Here is a 22021-nt window from a genome sequence, read left to right on the forward strand (position 1 = left end):
TCAGTTCTTCATAAATCTTTGATACAAAGCTTCGTATTGTGGTATAATTCTATCAATATCGAAGCTTTGTGCATGTAATATCCCACACTCTTTAAACGTATGCATCTTTTCCTGATTTGTTAGTAAATCAACAGCATACCTGCTCATGGCATCTACATCGCCTATATCAGCCAGATAACCGGTAAAGCCGTGACGATTTACCTCTGGCAATCCTCCGGCATTTGTAGAAATTACAGGAACACCTGCTGCCATTGCTTCTAATGCTACCAATCCAAAACTTTCATAATCTGAAGTCAGCAAGAATAAGTCGGAGATAGCCAGAATTTCTTCCATGCGCTCCTGCTTTCCTAAAAAGCGTACATCGTCAAATATATTGAGTTCACGAGCCAGCCTTTCTGCAGCCGGTCGTTCAGGCCCATCGCCTACCAGTAATAATTTAGAGGGTACTTCGTGTCTTACTTTTTCAAATACTTTTACCACATCTTCTACTCTTTTTACTTTTCTGAAGTTTGAGGCGTGTACCAGAATTTTTTCTCCATTGGGGGCAATAACTCTTTTAAAAGCATCAATCGGCTTTTTACTGAATCGTTTTACGTCAACAAAGTTGTAGATTACTTCAATCTTTTTATCAATCTTAAAGTTGCGATAAGTTTCAGCAGCAAGGTTATCAGAAACGGCAGTAATCGCATCACTTTCGTTAATAGAGAAGGTAACTACGGGAGCGAAGGTTTTATCTTTACCTACTAAAGTAATATCTGTACCGTGTAAAGTGGTAATGATTGGCAAGTCAATACCTTGTTTTGCCAGAATCAGTTTGGCCATGTAGGCTGCTGAAGCGTGTGGAATGGCATAGTGAACATGTAATAAATCTATTTTGTGATTAACCACCACATCTACCATTGTACTTGCCAGAGCGGTTTCGTAAGGAGGATAATCAAACAGCGGGTAGTGAGGTACCCTTACCTCATGATAAAAGATATTGGCATAAAATTCACTCAGCCTTACCGGCTGCTGATAGGTAATAAAGTGAACTTCATGACCTTTATGAGCTAAAGCCTTTCCCAGCTCTGTTGCTAAAACACCACTTCCGCCAAATGTAGGATAACAAACAATTCCTATGCGCATAAATTATATCTTGTTGAATGCTAAATTAATAGAAAAAATCAAATATCACAGTTCCGTTACACAACTACAGAAGAACAGTCAATTTCATTGGTTTGTTCACTTTTCTGAGAAATTTGGTTTCTTCCCCTTAAATTTGAGTATTAATTACAGAAATATATGAAAGTCATCAAAATAGCCGCTATTGTGTTAATTGTAGGCCTTATTGTATTTCTTTATGCAAGATACTATATGGTTTTTGGTGAAGGTACTAAAGCCGGTGTACTTAACAGTTTCGTAAGGAAAGGATATGTTTTTAAAACCTATGAGGGTAAAATCATTCAAACCGGGTTTAAAGCCAACATCCAGAGTAATGAGTTTGAGTTTAGTGTAACAGACGAGAAAGTAGCAAAAATATTAATGGAAAACTCAGGACGTGAGTTAGAGCTGCATTATAAAGAGTATTTCGGGGCGCTGCCGTGGAGAGGAATGCAGAAATATGTTGTAGACAGTGTATACGAAATCAGAGATGCAAAAAGTTATCCTTATCAATAAAAAAAGATGGCATTACGGTGCCATCTTTTAAGTGTAAATTTATATATGAATTACTCAGACAAGGTAATGGTTCCAACATCGGTAACATTACCTGCTGTAACAGATACATTATCCTTTGCTGCATTTTTATATGGAGGAGTTGCTTCAATAATTACTCTGTAACTACCTTCTTTCACATCTCTCAATTCAAACAATCCATTTGAAATGGCTGATTGTAAAGTATCTGTGGCACTGATTGCCCACACTTTAACACCTGCGTCTGTCGGAGAAACCGAACCTTTAATACTTCCTGAATTCTGTGCCTTAAAGGCTAATAATGAACCTGCTAGGATTACAATAGCTGCAATCGACATTTTAATCTGCTTCATAAGATAACATTTTAGTTGTTTTCAATAAGAATGTTTTGAACTAGCTAGTGCAACTTAAAAAATCCAATTACTATGCCGAAAATGAAGCTACATGTTAAAATAGTCTAAAAGTGAAGTTGTCGGTTATGCTTTATTGTTATGCCTGCAAACAAAAGATTGCAGGACGCTTATGAAGGTCGTCGGGAGTGTTTTGTTTCCACTCACTAACTGTTTTGGTTATTATGCTTTCTGTAGAAGCAGTAATATCAACAGCGATGCAAAAGCGGGTGGTGTGCTTACAGTTTTTCAGTACCGATTGTACTAACTGTTGATTTCTATAGGGTGTTTCTATAAATATATGTGTTGAACTATCTTGTTGGGATTGTTGTTCCATCTGCCGGATCTTTTTATCTCTTGCTACATTATCTATTGGCAGATAGCCGTGAAAGGTAAAATGCTGGCCATTCATTCCACTTGCCATTAATGCCAGTAATATGGAGTTCGGGCCCACCAGTGGCGAAACATTTATATTTAATTTTTGTGCGCGTGCAATTAAATATTGTCCGGGATCTGCAATGCCCGGACAACCGGCTTCTGAAATAATACCGATTGTTTTGCCTGCCATTATATCTTTTTGAAAGGCATTCAATACGTTTTCTTCAGCTTTTCCAATCATTTGCCATTCATAGTCATCAATGACCATTTCTTTCCACCAGCGTTTCAGATATCTTCTGGCGGTACGATCGTTTTCTACATAAAATACCTGGCATTTCTGTATAGCCGATAAAATATAATCGGGTAAACATTCCATATTTGTTTCATGCAGATAACAAGGTATCAGATACACGGTTCCTTTTCCACTCATAAAAACATTATTGATTAATCTTATAGCGTACTTCTTTGTGTTCGTATAAACTTAAAGTAGCTGCAATCACTGCGTATGCAGGAGCAAATACCCATCCTATAAAAGGAATGAAATGTAAACCATAAAACATTATACCATTTCCGATGGCTAACCCTTTATGACGTCCAATGAATTCAATCGATTCTTTCGGTGATAGTTTATTGCGTTCACAACTATAATCTAACATGGAAAATCCGTAATAATAACATTCTATGAATACCATAATGATTGGGGTAATCCATCCGGCAACCGGTATCAGTGAAGCCAGTAAGGTAGAAATGGTGAATAAGGTTTGCCATACCGTATTTCTTAATGCCAGTTTAATACCCCGCCACATGTCTCTGAACAGTTGTGAAAGACTAAAGGGAAAATCTTTGCCTTCAATAATAGAGGCCGTCTTTTCGCTGAGGTAGGCAAAAATAGGGCTACCGATAATAAGGAATAAGAATTTAAAAAGAGAAAACCAGAAAATCAACATGATAAACCGGATCATGATCTGCGACATCATAAAAAGAAAACTCAATAGTCCGCTTTCTTTTCTCGATAGCCAACGATCGATTCCTAATCGATTGGATAGGTATGATACGGCATCGCCGGAACTGGTCCAGAAAAAATACATACCGATTAAAAACAGTAAAGCATACAGTATTCCTGGAATAATAATCCATTTCCATAAATTGTGCTTACGTATAAACCGGTGAGCATTAATGTATGATTCGATGGCGATTACAATTTCTTTCAGCAACTTTCTTTGATTTTAGGTTATCATTGGACAGGCATCAAACTTATAAAAAAAAACACACTTGACCATAAATGAAACGGAGAAGAGTGCGGAAATTTTCGTAATGAGTATTTACCATTATGAAACAGACCGATTCGGCAGTGCTGGTTTTGTGTTTGTATCCGGGAGCTTGATGAATGATAGCTGATACTCTTTTAACAGTTAAGAAATTACATGTTTTGCATAGTGAGGGTAGTCTTAAAAATCGTATACATGTTTTAGACTCAAAAGCCTTATAATATCAATAAGCATTTGTATTTTTAAGTTTATAACAAAAACTAACTGGATGAATTGGCTCAAACAATGGGGCGGAATTGTATTGGGAATTGTTCTCGCTCTCCTGATTTATATTACTAATCCCTTCGGATTAGAAACGAAAGCCGTGACGGTTCTTGCCTTAGCTGCATTAATGATTACCTGGTGGGTTACGGAGGCCCTTCCGATGCCGGTGGTTGCTTTAACTCCGTTGGTGCTGTTTCCGCTTTTTCAGATTAACTCTATAAAACAAGTAGCCAGCGGATATTCCGATTCAGTAATATTTCTGTTTATGGGAGGCTTTATGATCGGAATGGCGATTGAAAAATGGAATCTGCACCGGCGAATTGCTCTTACCATTGTAAACATTACAGGTACCAGCGGAAATAAAATTGTATTGGGCTTTATAGTAGCCACGGGCTTATTGAGTATGTGGTTGTCTAATACAGCTACAACGATGATGATGTTTCCGATCGCAGTATCGGTAATATCTGTTGTTCAGGAAAATCAATCGGGCAATGTTAATTATAAAAACTTTGCCGCTTCTATAATGCTGGTGATAGCATATGCTTCTAATTTTGCTGGTATCTCTACCATTATCGGTACACCTCCGAATGTAGCTTTTGCAGGATTCATCTCAGATAAATACAACTATGATATTCAGTTTGTCGATTGGATGCTTATCTGTATGCCTATTTCAATTTTACTGTTGACTGCTTTATATTTTTTATCTACGCGGATATTATTTCCGAATAATATTAAAGCAAATCCACAAACAAAGCTCGTGATAAAAAGTGAACTGGCGGCTCTGGGAAAGTTGTCAAAAGCTGAAAAAAGAGTAATGATTATTTTTTGTACTACGGCTGCCTTATGGATTTTTAAAGACCTTATCAATAAACTGGGAATAGTGAGGCTGGATGATACCATGATTGCTGTAGCCGGTGCTTTGGCACTATTTATCAGCCCTTCAGGCATGAAAGAAAAAGACACTCAGCTGTTGGTTTGGGAAGACACTACTAAAATGGCATGGGGTATTTTACTGCTGTTTGGTGGTGGAATAGCATTAGCGTCGGCATTAGAAAGTGTGGGATTGATAGAAGCGCTCGGAAAATGGGTGGCTGATTTTTCAGGAGGAGGTGGTATTATGCTGGTGATATTAATTACAGTTATTTCAATCTTTATCAGTGAAGTGATGAGTAATATTGCCCAGGTTATAGTATTTGCCCCGGTGGTTGCAGGTATTTCAGATGCGTTGGATATGAATCCGCTATTATTAGGACTACCCATGACATTGGCCGCTTCCTGCGCCAGTATGATGCCGATGGGCACTCCTCCTAATGCGATTGTATTTGCAAGTGGTCACATCCGCTTAAAACAAATGGTTGTAACCGGTTTTATAATGAATATTGTTTCAATTGTACTGATCGTGTTATTCTGCTGGTATGTAGTACCAATGTTGATTCCGCCAATATCAAAATAATCAGAATTGAATTTTCGGACCAAAGGCTAGATCTCCCGCGTCACCTAAACCGGGAACGATGTAGCCTTTGTCATTTAATTCAGCGTCAATGGTACCTACCCAGATATGAACTGCAGGTTCACTCTTTCTGATAAAGTCGATGCCGGGTTGACTGGCTATCGCTGCTACAACGTGAATTTCACGCGGTTTGCCTTCCTGCTTCAGGTACTGGATGGTTTTTACCAGAGATGCCCCGGTAGCTAACATCGGATCTGAAATAATCAGTACACGGTTTTCAAGGGCCGGGCAGGAAATATAATCCAGACTGATTTCAAAACTACCATCTTCGTTATGTTTGCGGTAAGCAGAAATGAATGCATTATCACTTTTATCAAAATAATTCAATAAGCCCTGATGTAAGGGAACTCCTGCACGTAGAATGGTTGCCAATACAGGATATTCATTCAGTACAGTACTTTTGCTGATTCCTAAAGGGGTGGGCGTGTCTTCTATTTTAGAAGGTAATCTTTTACTGATTTCAATGGCTGCCACTTCGCCAATCCGCTCTAAATTTCTTCTGAAACGCATTCTGTCGCGCTGAACTGCTACATCCCTTAATTCTGCGACCCAGTTATTTAGGAGCGAAAATTGTTCACTTAAGTTGATTACCATAATTTTGAACTTTATTAAGTTGCCCGAAAATAGAAATTATTTCGATATGATTTACCGTGCTATAGGATTAATGAGTGGTTCGTCGCTCGATGGTTTAGACATTGCATTTGTGGAGTTTACAGAACAGAGTGGCAAATGGCAGTATGAAATAAAAGCTTCTGCCTGTGTGCCTTATGATGATGAATGGATGGAAAAACTACGTACTGCATCGCAAGCTTCTGCATATACATATTTGGGGCTGCACTCAGCATACGGACACTATCTCGGAAGAACCGTAAACCAGTTTATTGCTTCAAAAGGACTTGATTATCAGGTGCAATTAGTGTCTTCGCACGGTCACACTATTTTTCATGAGCCGTCAACCCGTATGACTGCTCAATTAGGAGACGGTGCTGCTATTGCGGCAGAAACCGGTATTAATGTAGTGAGTGACCTGCGCGCGCTGGATGTTGCCCTGGGTGGACAAGGTGCTCCGATTGTTCCGATCGGAGAGAAGTATTTATTCAGCGACTATTCATATCTTCTCAATATCGGTGGAATTTCTAACCTGACAGTTTTGGGCGAAAACCAATCCATTGCATTTGACATAGCTCCGGCAAACCGTGTTTTAAATATGATTGCCGGCCAGATAGGAAAAAAATACGATGAAGGTGGAGCGATGGCAGCTAAAGGAATGATCAACGAGCCGGTATTAGATGAGTTGAATGCGCTCGATTATTATAAAAAACCTTTTCCTAAATCATTGAATAATGAATTTGGCAGCGACACTATTTATCCGCTTCTTGAGAATTTAAATACCGAAGATGGGCTGGCCACTTATGTTGAGCATATCGCTCAACAGTTGGCAAATGCTTTCCAACAATTTGAGCAGCCGGTTCAACCAGGTAAACTGCTCGTAACAGGTGGGGGAGCGCATAACGATTTTTTAATGCAGGCCATTCAATCTAAACTGGCTGTATTCGGAATTGAAGTAGAGAAACCTTCAAAAGAGGTGATTGACTATAAAGAAGCACTTATTATGGCCTTTATCGGTGTATTGAGATGGCGTGAAAATAATAACGCATTAGCTGAAATAACAGGTGCAGGAAGGAATAGCATCGGTGGGGCATTATGGATCGGTCAGGAATATTAAATAAGTGAAGAATTAAGAATGAAGGGTTATGAATGATTTATTTACATTCTGTAATATCTCAATGACTTTAAATTGACCGCAGATACACAAATGGCAAAGCATATACCATACATAACCTTTGGAGTTAGTTTGTTATCTGTGTATCTGTGGTAAAAAGGTGTTTGTTATTCCACTATTGTTTTTTCTGCGTATACTTGTTACGTATTCTACTCAGGGTTTCCAACGTCATACCCAGATAAGATGCAATGTATTTTAAGGGGATGCGTCTGAGTAATAACCCATTCGTCTGAACGAAATAGTCATACTTTAAAGATGCTTCTGTTAAACGGGCTACAAATGCCCTGTCTTCGGCTTCCATCAGATATTCCTGATACAACATTCTTACAATGTAATTGAACTCGGGAAATCGATTGTACATCTCTTGTAATACATTGTAATCGATCACATATACTTCTGCATCTTCAATTACCTGAATACTTTCTTTTGTAGGATTCTCATTGTTGAAAGTTGAAATGCAAGCTGCCAGTTGATTCTCTCTTGAAAACCAGGTGGTGATTTCTTTATTGTTATACAAATAAAATCCTCTTAATACACCTCGTTTAATGTAGTAAATATTTTCGCAGATATTACCTGCTTCATGAATCACTTCGTTTTTCTTGAATTGTTTCTGCGAAATATGACGATCTAAATATGATTTTACTTCGTCTGAAAGCGGATGAATTCGTTGTAGAATCTGAGTGAATGAAAAATTACCAATACTCTCCTTTTGTGAGGGAGGAATGGGCGCCTCTGTGTTTGATACCATAATCTAGAATAAGGGTTTAACCAATACTGTTATTTCTCGGCATTGCCGACTATGGCTCATCAAAGGATTACATTTGTAAACTAAAATAATATTATTTTGTTACAATAATAACATTTACTTAAATATTAAGTATTTATACTTAGCTAAAACAAAGAAATTGATTAGTAATACTACTAAAAGGTGATTAGTTTAAACTGATCGCCATCGAATAATGACCGATCGCTGAGCTTTAAATGCGGAATTACTAACAGTGCCATAAACGATAATGTCATAAAAGGAGCACTTAAAGAAGTACCCAGGGTTTTCGCCATTTCGTCGATTGCCGTATATTGTCTGGCAACCTGGTATCCATCATCAGCTGACATTAAACCGGCAACGGGTAAACCTAACGTTTTTATTATTCCATCGTTTACACAACTAATTCCTCCTTTCAATTGAATTAACGATTGAATCGCTTTGTAAATACTTTCATCATCTACTCCCACCGCAATAATATTATGGCTATCGTGTGCTACTGTAGAGGCAATTGCCCCTGATTTAAAACCGAACCTGTGAATAAAAGCTTTGGCAACGGGTGTGTTCTGATAGCGGTTCACCACCACAATTTTGAGCACATCTTCTTCTGTATTACTAATGATATTATTACCAGACAGGGTGGGTTTGAACGTTAATTTTTCGGTGATGAGTTGTCCGTCTAATGCCCCGATTACGGGAATTTGTTCCTGTCCGTTAAATGGAACTGCCAGGTCCTCTATACTGAAATGAGGATCTGTAAATTGATTGAGTAATTGTGTGGGAGGAGTGGTGGATAGATGAGACTTTCCGTTTTCTGCTACTTTTTTACCATTGATATATGTGGATAATACGTCAAAAGTATGCAGGTCCTTTACCAATATAAAATCGGCCGGGTCACCAATATTCAACAGGCCTACGTCCATTTTATAATGTTTTACCGGGTTGATACAGGCTGCCTGTAAAATATTAAACAGTGGAATACCTTTATCGATTGCTCTTTGACATAATTGATTGATATGCCCATCTACTAATGAGTCAGGATGTTTATCATCACTGCAAAACATGATATGATCAGGGTATGTATTTAGTAAAGGAATCAGTGCTTCGAAATTTTTAGCAGCACTTCCTTCACGAATTAAAATCTTCATACCGTGTTGAAGTTTTTCTAAAGCTTCTTCAAGTGTGAAACATTCATGATCGGTACTGATGCCGGCATTGATATATTGTTTGGCGGCTTCACCGCGTAACCCGGGGGCATGTCCGTCAACAGGTTTACCTAATGCGTGCGCTGCTTTAATTTTTGCCATTACCTCCGGATCTTTGTTTAATACACCAGGGAAGTTCATCATTTCGCTGAGGTAATAAATAGCAGGATCCTGTAATAATTCTTTCACTTCAGCTATGCCGATTTCAGCTCCTGCCGTTTCTGATTTAGTGGCCGGAACACAAGAAGGAGCTCCGAAATGAAATTTAAACGGAACTGTTTTTCCGTTATTAATCATATACTTAACGCCCTCTACCCCACATACATTTCCAATCTCATGCGGATCACTGATAGTGGCTACCGTACCATGTACGACTGCCAGTTTTGCAAATTCAGAAGGAATCAGCATTGAACTTTCAATGTGTACATGGCTGTCAATAAATCCTGGTAAAAGAAAAGGCAGGTTGGTGTCTTCCTCAATCATACGAAAGGAACGGATAGATCCTTGTGTTACCTCCATTTCAACCGGGCGGATTTCTTTTTTTTCAATGTTTACCAGTTGCGCTTTGATAGTAAAATCTTGCATAAAATAAATGCTGTGGTTACCCGCAATTTAGGTAATACTTTGATAATATGGAGAGAAGAATATTATTATCAAAAACAGTCATGATTATACCGGTAAAATGAGAAAAAAGAATTATCTTTCGAGCATTAAATTATCTGTATGAAAAGAGTATTATTTGTTTTATGTGCTACTGTGATGAGTTCAGTGGTGTTTGCACAAGATGCGAAATCTTTGGTTGATAAATATTATAACGCTTTAGGAGGTAAATCTGCTGAAACGAATATCAAATCATATGTTGCTAACATAGAAATGGATGCAATGGGGCAGCCATTAAATGTGAAACAATCAGTAGTACTTGGTGAAAGTTCTAAAATTGTGATTGATGCCGGTATCATGGAAATTATTCAGGTGTGGAGTAAAGGTAAAGGTTGGATGACTAACCCGATGACCGGAGGTACCGAAGATATTTCTGAAGATCAGGCAGTTAATTTAGTTGAACTTTTAAACCTTTTCGGTTATGTTCATCCGTCAAAAGTAGATGATACTTTCAAATATATCGGAAAGAAAGAAGTGGGGGGTGAAACTTTCGAAGGTATCGAAACGGTAAAAAGCGGTAACGATGTGAAAATTTATTTCGATAATAAAGGATATTTAAGATTACAGGAAATCAATTCAGCTGAAGGTAGTGTAACGATTGAGTTTTCAGACTACCGTGATCTTGATTTTGGTTTTAAAGCTCCTTTCAAAGTAATCACTAACACGCCAATGGCTTCTATCGAAATGAAGTATAAAGATTTCTTAATCAATGAAAAAATTGATCCGGCAATTTTCGAAAAGCCTTAATCAACTAAATAAGTAATTAAAAGGAGCCCAAAAGGCTCCTTTTTTTGTGCCAGATTATTAGATATTGTATATTTATTTTTATGAAGAAGTTCTATAGCATACTGATAGCTACATTATTAGCCATTCCTTATCTGAATGCACAAACTTTACTTTTAAATAGTTTGGGTAAAGAGCCTGTGAATGGAAAATATCAACAGGTTGTTTTAAAAGAAGAGGGTGGTGAGTGGCAATTAAAGTTTTATGATCATAAAGTGGTAGAGTTTAATTATTCGTCTGGTAAATTAAAAAATCAGGAACAGATAAGTGATGCTGTAGTAGCAACTCCATTAACTGTAGGTATACAGGCTAGAAAAACCGCTATCTATACATTAATGTTAGAAAACGGTTTATCTGTTATTTATCAGCAGGGAGCATGGTATGTGAAAGACGGTAACAAAGTATTATTGAAAAAAGCTGTTGTGAAAAGTGATGCTTCGGTTCGCGGCTATGAGTTTGTTATTAATGAAGACGAACACTTTTTCGGAGGTGGAGAAAGAGCGCTGCCTTTAAATAGAAAAGGTTTTTCGTTTCCGCTGTTTAATCAACCTCATTATGGTTATGAAACGGGAGCAGATGCGCTAAATTTTTCAGTACCATTTTTTATGTCAAGCGACGGGTATGGTATTCTCTTTAATAATGTTTCAAAAGGAAGCGTTGATTTAGGGAAGTCAGATGCCAGATCCTGGAAAACAAGTTTTGAAAGTGGTGCATTACAATTTTATATTATACCCGGTAGCAGAATAGCGGATATATTAAAAGCTTATCATTTGTTAACCGGTGCACAGCCCTTACCTCCGCGATGGGCTTTCGGTAACTTTGTATCCCGCTTTGGATATAGAAGTGAAAATCAGGTGAAACAGGTAACCGATACAATGCGTACACATGCCTTTAAAATGGATGCGCTTATTTTTGATCTCTTCTGGTTTGGTGACTCTATCAAGGGTACCATGGGCAACCTGAGTTGGGTGAATCAAAAGAAATGGCCTAATCCTCCTCAGATGCTGAAATCACTCCAACTTCAGAACATTAAACCTGTTGCCATCTTAGAACCTTTTATTCTGGAAGGTACCTTACAGTTTGAAAATGCAAAACCTCATTTTGCCTTAGACATAAACCGTAAACCTTATCTTCTTCAGGATTTTTATTTTGGAGTAGGAGGATTGATAGATATTTTTAAACCATCCGCACAACAGTTTATGTGGAAATTCTATCAGCAACAAATGAAAAATGGTGTGATCGGATGGTGGACTGATTTAGGAGAACCGGAAAAACATCCGTCAGATTTATACCATGATTTATCTGTACTCGGATATAAGAGACTCTTTGCAGCTGATGAAGTACACAATGCTTACGGGCATTATTGGAATAAATTTCTCTACGAACAGTTTAAAAAAGAAAAACGTAATGAAAGATTGTTTCATTTAAACCGTTCCGGATTTGCAGGCTCTCAAAGGTATAGCGTATTTCCATGGACGGGAGATGTTGCCCGTACATGGAGTGGCTTACAGGCACAGGTGCCTTTGCTATTGGGAATGAGTGTAAGCGGATTTCCTTACATACATTCGGATGCAGGTGGTTTTTCAATGGTGGATAAAGCAGATCCTGAATTATATGTTCGTTGGTTAAGTTTTGCCGCTTTTACACCGATTTTCAGACCGCATGGCACTGCTCTGGGAGATCTTGAAGCTCCTGAAAAAGATATTCCATCTGAACCGGCTTTCTGGAAAGAACCTTATCGGACGTTTGTAAAACACTGGATCGATTTAAGATATGCATTACTTCCTTACAACTATGATCTTGCATTTCAGCATGTAAAAGACGGTAAACCTTTAATGCGTACACTGAATTACAATGACTTTTCTTTTAAGCATACTTCGTTAGATAAACAGTATTACTGGGGCGAACATTTTCTGGTACACCCGGTAACAGAATCAGGAAATAAATCTGTAAAAACATATCTTCCTAAAGGACAGTGGTATGATTTCTATACAAATGAATTGACAGAAGGCGAGCGCGAGAAAGAATTTAATTTTAACCTGCAAAAGATACCGTTATATGTAAAAGCTGGTGCGTTTGTTCCTTTCTGGACAAATTCGTTTAAGTTTTCTTCAGCCGATGCTTATACAGGAGATACCCTGAGTGTTTATTATTATCCTGCCAACAATAACAGCTTTTATGAGTGGTTTGATGACGATGGTAAAAGTGCCGGCAGTTTAGAAAAAGCGCAATATGAGATTATACATTTCACAGCCGGCTATCAGGGTGGTTCAAGAGAAATTGAAATCAGTACACCTATTTTGAAAACACAACAAATGAAGAAACGTGTTATTGAAATTTCAATTCCTGCAACGATTGAATATAAGAGTATTGAAGTAAACGGAACTGCGGTAAATGTGTCGACTAATCAAACGGGTATCAGTTTGCTACAGGAAGGGAAGTTTCTTCGCTTCAGGGTGAACTTTGAAGGTAAGCCGGTGAAGATTTCAATAAAATAAAAAAGAGGAGTAATTTTTACTCCTCTTCTTGTAGTAAGTCGGGTCGTCTTTTTTTAGTACGTTCCATGGCTTGTTCATAGCGCCATTCTTCGATTTTTTTTAAATCACCGCTTAATAATATATCCGGAACTTTTAATCCCTGAAAATCTGCAGGTCTGGTATAAACAGGCGGGGCTAAAAGATTATCCTGAAATGAATCGGTTAAAGCAGATGTTTCGTTGTTCAAAACACCGGGTATTAATCTGCCGATTGCATCTACTACTACAGCTGCTGCCAATTCTCCGCCGCTCAGCACGTAATCACCGATTGAAATTTCATGAGTAATATATAATTGCCGGATGCGGTCGTCAATACCTTTATAATGCCCACAGATAATTATAATATTTTCCAGAAGGGATAGTCTGTTTGCCATTTTCTGGTGAAAGGTTTCACCATCAGGTGTCATGTAAATAATAGCATCGTAGGGCCTTTGTGATTTCAGACTTTCAATAGCACTTGCTAAAGGTTCAGGCATCATCACCATTCCTGCTCCTCCTCCATATTGATAATCATCTACTTGTCCATATTCATTCACTGCCCATTGACGAAGGTGATGAATTTCTACTACTAATAAAGATTTTTCTTTGGCTCTTTTCATAATAGAGTGAGCCAGCGGACTTTCTAATAATTCCGGAACCACTGAAATGATATCTATCCTCATACTGCAAAGATATTGTTTCAATTAAATAATCACCCTTTTTAGGTATTTCGTACGGATAAAAATCAAAAAGGGTGTGAAACATAAGAATTTATAGGTAATTGACGTTATTTGTGCAGGTTTCACAAAATGCCCCTAAATCTAAACCAACAAGAATGAAATCAAGAATTACCGGTCTGCTGACCGTTTTAGCGTTATCTTCTTCATTAAGTACCACTGCACAGGATCTGCTGGGTTTGAGAACGAGCCGATACATCGGAGGTGCCAGTGCTATTTTTAATCCGGCAAACATTGCCGACAGCCGGCATAAGTTTTCTTTGAATCTGGTTGGGCTTGATGTATTAGTGAACAATTCATTCATCACTTTTGATCAAAATTCTATTAAAGATTTATCGAATATTCAAGATCTTTTTAAAGATGCCAACGGACCAATCAGTGCGAAGATCAGCGGCGGAATAGTAGGCCCGGGTGTGCAGGTAAAATTGAATCAAAAGAGCAGCATTGCATTAAACACGCGTGTTCGTTTTATTACAGAAGTAAGTCAGTTAGATCAGGAACTATATAGGAATGTAGTACTTAGTGAAGATGAACTGGAATCTGGTATTAAAAGCATCAATTCTCCTTACAGACAAGCAGTGAATGCTACCGGTTGGGGCGAGATTGGTTTAACTTATGCGAGAACAATTTATGATAAAGAAGCCCATTTCTTGAAAGTCGGTCTTACGGCAAAGTATTTAATTCCTTTTGCTAATTACAGCATGCAGATTAATCAGCTGAATACAACTATTGTAGTGGATTCTGATCACAACACTGCGGAGATGAGAAATTCAAGCGGTACCATCGGATTTGAGCAATCGGGTGCAGACTTTGATAATATCAGGGTAAAAGATTTCTTTAAAACGGATAATCCTTCAATTGGATTTGATTTAGGAGTGGTGTATGAATATCGTCCTAAACATCAGCGTTACAGAAATACAGAGAACGGCCAATATAACTCTCCAAAAGAAAAATATGCTTTCAGATTAGGTGTAGCAGTGTTAGATTTTGGTAAAATGAAGTTTAACAGAAATGCTGCTAACAGTGGTACATTTGATATTGATATCAATGGAGCTGAAGCTTACAATCTGAGAGAATTGGAAGATGTTGAAATTCCTTCAGGTTTAATGACACACCTGAGAAGCCGTCCGCAGTATTTTACGGAAAGAGCCGTTGCAAATCCTGCCGTATATACCTTAAATATGCCCACTAACTTAAATGTTGATCTTGATGTGAGATTGTTAAGCTGGTTATATGTAAACGGAGCCTATCAGAAGTTTATGGATACTGAAAATGAACATGGACAAAGCCTGGCGATGTTAGATAATTTCACAATTACACCAAGAATCGAATTGAAAAAATTAGGCGTTTATTTACCGATAAACCATAGCGAGTTAACGGGTACTAACTTTGGTGCGGCGTTACGTTTCGGAGGATTTTATATCGGTTCTTCCAATGCACTTACTTTATTAACCAATGGGTCTAAAAAAGTGAATGTATATACCGGCTTATTTATCGGATTAAACTCGAAGAGATAATTTATCTGCCACATAATAATAAAAGCCTCCAAATTATTGGAGGCTTTTTATTTAACTAAAAGATTGTTGATATAACCACGAATATTATTCAGTGAAAAAATCATCCAGATCTCTTCTTTGTTTTTTAGTAGGTCTTCCGATTTTACTGGGCCTTTTTCCGGTATGGAAGCTGGCCGCCTGAAATTGAATTCTTTCCAGTTCTTCGGCAGGAGTGATATCAATATAATATTTAACTGCTTCACTGTAAGCCACCCGGTTGGGAAGTAATCCGGTTACTTTTATTACCCATCGTTTAGCTTCGGTTTTGACTTCATACTCTTCACCCACTACAACATTTTTTGCAGCTTTAACCGTATTGCCGTTCCACTTTACCTTTCCACTATCACAGGCAGTAGCTGCCTGTGACCTGGTTTTGAAAAGCCTGATCGACCATAAATATTTATCAATTCTTAATTTCTCTTTGTCTGCCATAACGATAATTATGCATTTGCATCTGCAAAATACTGATGGAAATAAGGAATGGTTTCGATTCCTTTATAGAAGTTTGCCAGATCATATTTTTCGTTCGGAGAGTGTAGGTTATCGTTATCTAACCCAAATCCCATAAATACAATCTTGCAACCTAATTCTTTTTCCAGCAGTGAGCAGATAGGAATAGAACCGCCACCTCTTACAGGAATTGGTTTTTTACCGAAAGTTGTTTCGATTGCTTTAGCAGCAGCCTGATATCCTTTTGAGTCGAGCGGTGTTAAATATGGTTCGCCACCATGATGGTTTTCTGCTTTTACAGTTACTCCCGGAGGAGCGATCTGACGGAAATAGTTTAACAAAATTTCAGTTATTTTTTCAGAGCTTTGGTTAGGTACCAGCCTCGCTGAAATCTTTGCAAATGCTTTAGAAGGCAATACTGTTTTTGATCCTTCACCCGTGTATCCACCCCACATGCCATTAATCTCAAGTGTTGGTCTGATGCCGGTTCTTTCAATAGAAGTATATCCTTTTTCACCCCAGGTAGCATTTACTCCTAAATCTTTTTTATACTCTTCATCATCATAAGGGGCTTGTGATAATAGAGCTCTTTCTTCCGGAGTGGCTTCTAATACATCATCATAAAAGCCAGGAATAGTTATGTGATTATTTTCATCGTGGCAGGAAGCGATCATTTTTGATAAGATCGTTAAAGGGTTGGCTACGGCACCACCATAAACACCACTGTGTAAATCGCGGTTAGGTCCTGTTACTTCTACCTGAATATAAGCCAGGCCTCTCATGCCGGTATCGATGGAAGGTGTTTCCAGGCTGATCATAGCAGAGTCACTGATAAGAATTACATCACATGCTAATAATTCTTTTTCTTCGTGTACCAATTTAGCGAGGTTAGGTGAGCCTACTTCTTCTTCTCCTTCTATCAGGAATTTAATATTCAGAGGAAGTGTATTGGTTTGAGTAAGAATCTCCAATGCCTTAACGTGCATATAGAATTGTCCTTTGTCATCGGCACTTCCGCGTGCGTAAATTTTACCATCTTTTATTAATGGTTCGAAAGGAGCACTGTTCCATAATTCCAGAGGATCCGGTGGTTGAACGTCGTAATGTCCGTATACTAAAACGGTAGGTTTGGATGGATCTACAATTTTTTCAGCATATACCGAAGGGTGGCCAGCTGTTTCTAAAATCATAGCTTTATCCGCTCCGGATGCTTCTAATCTTTTTTTAACGATTTCGGCACAGGCACGCATATCTCCTTTGTGGTTACTGTCAGCACTGATGGAAGGAACTTTTAACAGTTCTACTAATTCTTCCAAAAATCTTTCCTTATGCGTATTTAAATAGTTTTTCCAAGCTTCCATAATAATGGAGATTTTAGTTGAATAATGTTTGGCAAAGATAAGATTCCTTGCCGGCTCTGGGTGGTATAAAAATAACTTTTACTAATCTGGCAGATAATGTCTTGAGTTTGTGGTAACAGATTCAAAATTCCAGTCAATTTTTGCTTCAGAAGGGTGTTGGCGAACGTGGCAATCTGTTTTAAAACATATTTTGCAAGACTGCGGTTTACAATCATCAGCGTGTACCATTAATTCAATTGGCTGGGTGGAGAAGTTTCTGATTGTTTGTGAGAGTGCATCCACTTCTTTGTGTGCGTCGCGAACAGTAAAATACCAGGGGAGGGTTAAATGGCAGTCTATATGAAAAGTACCTCCATATTTAATCACTCTGAGGTGGTGTAAATCGATCCAGTCTGGTTGTCTGGCCTTATTTACCTCCTGAATGATCTGATCAAGAACTTCCTCGTCTGCCTGGTCCATGATTCCTGCCAGCGAGCTTTTGATAATTTTATAACCTGTATAGCCGATAAATAAGCTGAGTGCTATCGAAACTACACTATCAATGATTTCCCATTTAAAAAGGTAAACGAGTAGGAGCGATGCGATAACGGCGATAGTAGAGTAGGTGTCTGTCTGCAGGTGTTTACCACTTGCTACCAATGCCAGTGAGTGGTTTTTTTTGCCTTTGCGGATGCAGATGCTTCCCATGGTCCAGTTTACAACAGCTGTAAAAGCAATCAAACCTATACCTTCTTTTACAGCGTTTAAAGGACTGGGATAAATGATTTGGTGAATTGCTTTATAAAGAATGGCAATTGCTGCCAGTAAAATCAGAATACCTTCAATTTCGGCTGCTACGAATTCTGCTTTTCCATGGCCGTAAGGGTGATTTTTATCTGACGGTTTAGCGGCAATCGACAAGCTCACCAATGTAATGACGGCGGCAATAATATTCACAATACTCTCCAGCGCATCTGTTAAAACGGCTACAGACCGGGTAAGGAAATAAGCGAATCCTTTAATCAGAAAGAGGGCTACGGCTACAGCCAGTACCCATTTCTGTATGTTTAAATTCTGTTTAGTAATTTCCAATACTTAAAAATTAGTGTATCAGAGCGTCTCTTTGTTCTTTTTGAGTTTTAGTGCCAGTGCTTTTATTTTTTTGAAAGCTCTATGATACGATTCTTTATTAAAAAGTTGTGAATCATTTAATGCTTTAATGATCAGAAATACGGCGATAGGGAAGAGTACGAAAGTCGGAAGCCATTTACCTGCAAAAGGAGTCATCACATCTTCTTTTACAAACTTGGTTCCGAAGTTATTTAACAGGAAAAAGATAACAAAGAAAATGAGTGCAAATACAACGGGTAAACCGATACCGCCTTTTCGTACGATAGAACCTAAAGGGGCTCCGATCAGAAAAAGTACCAATACGGCCATTGCCATAGAGAATTTTTCATGCCATGCGAGTTTATAGAGGCGGGTATCTTTTCTTTTGCCAAGGTATTCAAGGTTATAGCTTTCTAAAGAGCTAACCATGTTTCCTACATAATTCTCTGTTACTTCAACTACGCTTTTGCGGGCTGAATCAGGTAATAAATCTTCAAAATTTTTGGTAGTGACCCGGGGGATGGTAGTTTCAACCCATGTAGAATCAATATAATTCAGGAATGACAACGAATAACTCAACTCTCTTTTAACACGGCCGAACATTGCCTGGTTAACTTTTTTCATTGAATCAACTGCGAGGTCAAGTTTAGAGATACTCAGCATTTCGTATCTGTCTTTGTTAACAGAGTCGGAAGTCATGTTTAATTGCAGTGAACTCAGATCCAGTGCTTTTGTATAATTACGAAAGTTTAATCTGGAGAATTCGTTATTGCTCATGTTTCTGGAGCCCTTTTCTTCATAGTGCGCGCCATTGTACATTACAAATTCGAGATAGCGCTGATCGGGCGACATGCGCATGATTGCTTTTTCAGCAATTGTTACGAAACTTTGGGGGCCATTGCCTGATTCAAAAATAAAAACATCATGGAGAATAGAATCTTTTTCTTTTTTGGATACTTTAATGGCATAACCGGGGATGGTGGTATAAAAAACACCTTCTTTCAGGTCGAAGGCTGGTTTTTTGTGTACGAGGTCATTGTGGAGTGTTTTCATTTTAAGTGTAGCCAGCGGGTACACATTGTTGTTAAAATAAAAAGCAACAAAACTCATAAAAACGGCAACAATTAACAAGGGGCGCATAAATCGCATTAAGCTGATCCCTGCCGATTTGATGGCAATCAGTTCAAAGGTTTCTCCAAGGCTTCCGAACGTCATGATAGAAGATAACAGAATAGCCAGCGGTAAAGCCAGCGGAACGAGAGTACCGCTCAGATAAACCACTAACTTTAACATAATAATCGGATCAATACCTTTTCCTACGTAATCGTCAATCCACAACCAGAAAAATTGTAAGATCAGAACGAATAGGGTGAGAAAAAAAGTGGCAATAAAAGGACCTATGAACGCTCTAAGTATTAATATGTCGAGTTTTTTTATCATTCTATACCTTTATCACATGGAAAAAGCAAAAATACATCTTTCGGCAAATGAATGGAAAATGATTCGTGAAACTGACTGGATATTTATCAAGAAACAAATAACAGCAAAAGTGTATGAATTGTTGGGAATGATAGCAGATGAGTGGAGGCTGACCGTTCCTGAAAACAGGCACTTACCCGAAGAAGTAAGGCTGAGTGAACCCAAAATTACCAGGGGCGAGCAATACAAAGAATTGCCTTATGTAATATTGGATTATCCCAGAGTTTTCGGAAAAGAAGGAGTGTTTGCCATCAGAACTATGTTCTGGTGGGGCAAAACAATTAGTGTAACACTTCATTTAAGCGGAAAATATAAACAGCAATACCAGCCCGCTTTGCTAAAAAACTGTCAGGTGAAGCAGTACCAATATTGCTGTTTTGAAGCTATTTGTAAGGATGAGTGGGAACACGAAATTGCGGCACCTTATTATTTACCGGTGCATGAATTTACAGTCGAAGACTTACAACAGATGATTACAAATTCAGGATTTGTAAAATTTGCTATTCCTTTCGCTTTAGAAGAGTGGAATGAACTACCTGAAAAGCTTCTACATGCCCATCAAACTTTAAATGAATGGTTGATTTAGTTACCAAGCCTGTGTAACAGGTCTTTTACCTGATAATCCCACAATTGAGTCTGATCTTTAATTTCAGCTTTTTCTGCGAAATCTTTTATCACTAAAATTGTTTGATTCGTAACTTCTGATTTTTCAATAGAAAATTCAAAATATTCGTTATCGGGTTGATGTAACCAGTGGTAACGAATAAACTTCCCTTCTTCTTTTTCAAGAACCTCGGCTCTGTCTACAGTTCCATTCCAGCTAAAGCTGAAAAGGCCTTCACGTTCGTCTACTTGATCGGCAAACCATTCCTGTAAGCCCGCAGGAGTGCTTAGGAAATCATATAAAATGGTAGGAGAACATCTCACCGAATACTCTAATGTAAATAGTTGTTTCTTACTCATCTACTCCTTAAATTAAAATTTGAATCATGTATGATGATAAACCTGTTGCAATAATAGACAATAAAACGTACCGTCAAAATTTTTTTATCACAACCTGGTTAAAGATATGGAAAGATAAATATAAGTACTAAAATGATTGATTTTGTTGAAAATTAGCTCATTAAGATAATTTTAAAGGTTTAACGTTCTTTTTCGTCCAATTCCCCGGCAGAAATAAAGCTGTATAAGTGACTCATATTTACAAGAAAATGCCTATTTTTTCGTTAATAAACCTGAAGTGGTCTTTTTTAACCATTAAACCTTAAACCAGCCTATTAGTATGAGGCAACTCAAGATAACAAAATCAATAACTAATAGAGAGTCACAAAGCCTTGAAAAATATCTTCAGGAAATAGGAAAAGTAGAGTTGATTTCTCCTGAAGAAGAAGTACGCTTGGCCAGAATGATCAAATTAGGAGATCAGAAAGCATTAGACAAGCTTACAAAGGCGAACCTGAGATTTGTTGTTTCGGTAGCGAAACAATATCAGAATCAGGGACTTTCTTTACCCGATTTAATTAATGAGGGTAACCTTGGCTTAATTAAAGCCGCACAAAGATTTGATGAAACCAGAGGCTTTAAGTTTATCTCTTATGCTGTTTGGTGGATTCGTCAGAGCATTCTTCAGGCCTTGGCCGAGCAATCCCGCATTGTACGTCTTCCTTTAAATAAAGTAGGATTAACCAACAAGATTCAAAAAGCTTTTTCCAGTTTAGAGCAGGAATTTGAACGCGAGCCTTCGCCCGAAGAGCTGGCCGAATTGCTGCAAATGGAAACGGAGGAAGTGAGTGACACGCTAGGCATATCTGCCCGTCATATCAGTATGGATACTCCTTTGTCTGAAGGGGAAGACAATACCCTGATGGATGTAATGGAAAATCCTAATGCAGAGCGGGCCGAAGTGAATATCGAATACAAAGAGTCGCTCAAGCTGGAAATAGAGCGTTCCATGAGTTTATTAACTGAACGCCAGAAAGAAGTAATCTGTTTCTTTTTCGGTATCGGGGTTGAAAACCCGATGAGCCTGGAAGATATCGGCGAACGTTTTAATCTGACCCGCGAAAGGGTGCGTCAGATCAAGGATAAAGCGATTTCGAAGCTACGAAATAACTCTCGTGCCAAGGCTTTGAGAAGTTATTTAGGTGTTTAGTATAAAAA

Annotated in this window: 21 protein-coding genes; 8 read left to right on the top strand and 13 right to left on the bottom strand. The window is 38.2% G+C overall.

Annotated features, from left to right (window positions below):
- Positions 1-1125, bottom strand: coding sequence for an N-acetyl-alpha-D-glucosaminyl L-malate synthase BshA (bshA, locus tag D9O48_RS11015; RefSeq protein ID WP_126973031.1), 1125 nt, complete (start codon positions 1123-1125; stop codon positions 1-3).
- A gap of 156 nt (positions 1126-1281) precedes the next feature.
- On the opposite strand from bshA, the gene D9O48_RS11020 reads away from it, so the two are divergent.
- The gene (locus D9O48_RS11020) at positions 1282-1656 is read left to right on the top strand and encodes a hypothetical protein (RefSeq protein ID WP_126973032.1); all 375 of its coding nucleotides are present in this window, start codon (positions 1282-1284) and stop codon (positions 1654-1656) included.
- A gap of 50 nt (positions 1657-1706) precedes the next feature.
- Here the strand turns inward: D9O48_RS11020 and D9O48_RS11025 are convergent, their stop codons facing one another.
- From D9O48_RS11025 to D9O48_RS11035, 3 genes are all read right to left on the bottom strand, one after another.
- Entirely contained in the window at positions 1707-2024 is a 318-nt protein-coding gene (locus D9O48_RS11025; RefSeq protein ID WP_126973033.1) for a carboxypeptidase-like regulatory domain-containing protein, read from the bottom strand.
- A gap of 136 nt (positions 2025-2160) precedes the next feature.
- Entirely contained in the window at positions 2161-2868 is a 708-nt protein-coding gene (locus D9O48_RS11030; RefSeq protein WP_126973034.1) for an SAM-dependent methyltransferase, read from the bottom strand.
- A 7-nt stretch (positions 2869-2875) separates the two neighbouring features.
- The gene (locus D9O48_RS11035; protein ID WP_126973035.1) at positions 2876-3652 is read right to left on the bottom strand and encodes an EI24 domain-containing protein; all 777 of its coding nucleotides are present in this window, start codon (positions 3650-3652) and stop codon (positions 2876-2878) included.
- A 322-nt stretch (positions 3653-3974) separates the two neighbouring features.
- Between D9O48_RS11035 and D9O48_RS11040 the strand changes: the two genes are divergently transcribed.
- Entirely contained in the window at positions 3975-5423 is a 1449-nt protein-coding gene (locus tag D9O48_RS11040; protein ID WP_126973036.1) for an SLC13 family permease, read from the top strand.
- On the opposite strand, the gene upp is transcribed toward D9O48_RS11040, so the two are convergent.
- Positions 5424-6074: a uracil phosphoribosyltransferase gene (upp, locus tag D9O48_RS11045; RefSeq protein ID WP_126973037.1), complete on the bottom strand. Its 651-nt coding sequence runs from the start codon at positions 6072-6074 to the stop codon at positions 5424-5426. It abuts the gene before it with no gap.
- A gap of 46 nt (positions 6075-6120) precedes the next feature.
- On the opposite strand from upp, the gene D9O48_RS11050 reads away from it, so the two are divergent.
- Positions 6121-7206 carry an anhydro-N-acetylmuramic acid kinase gene (locus D9O48_RS11050; protein WP_126973038.1) on the top strand — a complete coding sequence of 362 codons (1086 nt, stop codon included), beginning with the start codon at positions 6121-6123 and terminating at the stop codon, positions 7204-7206.
- A 172-nt stretch (positions 7207-7378) separates the two neighbouring features.
- On the opposite strand, the gene D9O48_RS11055 is transcribed toward D9O48_RS11050, so the two are convergent.
- Positions 7379-8011 (bottom strand): Crp/Fnr family transcriptional regulator, encoded by a 633-nt coding sequence (locus tag D9O48_RS11055; protein WP_126973039.1) that lies wholly within the window; start codon positions 8009-8011, stop codon positions 7379-7381.
- A 173-nt stretch (positions 8012-8184) separates the two neighbouring features.
- Positions 8185-9816 (bottom strand): adenine deaminase, encoded by a 1632-nt coding sequence (ade, locus tag D9O48_RS11060; protein ID WP_126973040.1) that lies wholly within the window; start codon positions 9814-9816, stop codon positions 8185-8187.
- Between the two features lie 138 nt (positions 9817-9954).
- On the opposite strand from ade, the gene D9O48_RS11065 reads away from it, so the two are divergent.
- Positions 9955-10638, top strand: a complete 684-nt coding sequence (locus D9O48_RS11065; protein WP_126973041.1) for a hypothetical protein — start codon at positions 9955-9957, stop codon at positions 10636-10638.
- A gap of 80 nt (positions 10639-10718) precedes the next feature.
- On the top strand, positions 10719-13172 hold the full coding sequence (locus D9O48_RS11070) for a TIM-barrel domain-containing protein (protein WP_126973042.1): 2454 nt from the start codon (positions 10719-10721) through the stop codon (positions 13170-13172).
- Positions 13173-13188: 16 nt separating this feature from the next.
- On the opposite strand, the gene trmD is transcribed toward D9O48_RS11070, so the two are convergent.
- The gene (gene trmD / locus D9O48_RS11075; RefSeq protein WP_126973043.1) at positions 13189-13872 is read right to left on the bottom strand and encodes a tRNA (guanosine(37)-N1)-methyltransferase TrmD; all 684 of its coding nucleotides are present in this window, start codon (positions 13870-13872) and stop codon (positions 13189-13191) included.
- Positions 13873-14024: 152 nt separating this feature from the next.
- Between trmD and D9O48_RS11080 the strand changes: the two genes are divergently transcribed.
- Complete coding sequence (locus D9O48_RS11080; protein ID WP_126973044.1) at positions 14025-15443, top strand: DUF5723 family protein; 1419 nt, start codon at positions 14025-14027, stop codon at positions 15441-15443.
- Positions 15444-15527: 84 nt separating this feature from the next.
- Here D9O48_RS11080 and D9O48_RS11085 read toward each other — a convergent pair whose 3' ends face one another.
- From D9O48_RS11085 to D9O48_RS11100, 4 genes are all read right to left on the bottom strand, one after another.
- Positions 15528-15914 carry an RNA-binding S4 domain-containing protein gene (locus D9O48_RS11085; protein WP_126973045.1) on the bottom strand — a complete coding sequence of 129 codons (387 nt, stop codon included), beginning with the start codon at positions 15912-15914 and terminating at the stop codon, positions 15528-15530.
- 8 nt (positions 15915-15922) lie between these two features.
- Positions 15923-17293 (bottom strand): dipeptidase, encoded by a 1371-nt coding sequence (locus D9O48_RS11090; protein WP_126973046.1) that lies wholly within the window; start codon positions 17291-17293, stop codon positions 15923-15925.
- Positions 17294-17374: 81 nt separating this feature from the next.
- Entirely contained in the window at positions 17375-18364 is a 990-nt protein-coding gene (locus D9O48_RS11095) for a cation diffusion facilitator family transporter (RefSeq protein WP_126973047.1), read from the bottom strand.
- Between the two features lie 18 nt (positions 18365-18382).
- Positions 18383-19822 carry an LptF/LptG family permease gene (locus D9O48_RS11100; protein ID WP_126973048.1) on the bottom strand — a complete coding sequence of 480 codons (1440 nt, stop codon included), beginning with the start codon at positions 19820-19822 and terminating at the stop codon, positions 18383-18385.
- Between the two features lie 16 nt (positions 19823-19838).
- Between D9O48_RS11100 and D9O48_RS11105 the strand changes: the two genes are divergently transcribed.
- Positions 19839-20447, top strand: a complete 609-nt coding sequence (locus D9O48_RS11105) for a hypothetical protein (RefSeq protein ID WP_126973049.1) — start codon at positions 19839-19841, stop codon at positions 20445-20447.
- On the opposite strand, the gene D9O48_RS11110 is transcribed toward D9O48_RS11105, so the two are convergent.
- The gene (locus tag D9O48_RS11110; RefSeq protein ID WP_126973050.1) at positions 20444-20824 is read right to left on the bottom strand and encodes an START-like domain-containing protein; all 381 of its coding nucleotides are present in this window, start codon (positions 20822-20824) and stop codon (positions 20444-20446) included. The genes D9O48_RS11105 and D9O48_RS11110 overlap by 4 nt on opposite strands.
- 319 nt (positions 20825-21143) lie before the next feature.
- Between D9O48_RS11110 and D9O48_RS11115 the strand changes: the two genes are divergently transcribed.
- Positions 21144-22013 (top strand): sigma-70 family RNA polymerase sigma factor, encoded by an 870-nt coding sequence (locus D9O48_RS11115; protein ID WP_126973051.1) that lies wholly within the window; start codon positions 21144-21146, stop codon positions 22011-22013.
- Positions 22014-22021 lie beyond the last annotated feature (8 nt).

The sequence above is a fragment of the Gynurincola endophyticus genome (genome assembly GCF_003991195.1).
GTDB classification, from domain to species: Bacteria; Bacteroidota; Bacteroidia; order Chitinophagales; family Chitinophagaceae; genus Gynurincola; species Gynurincola endophyticus.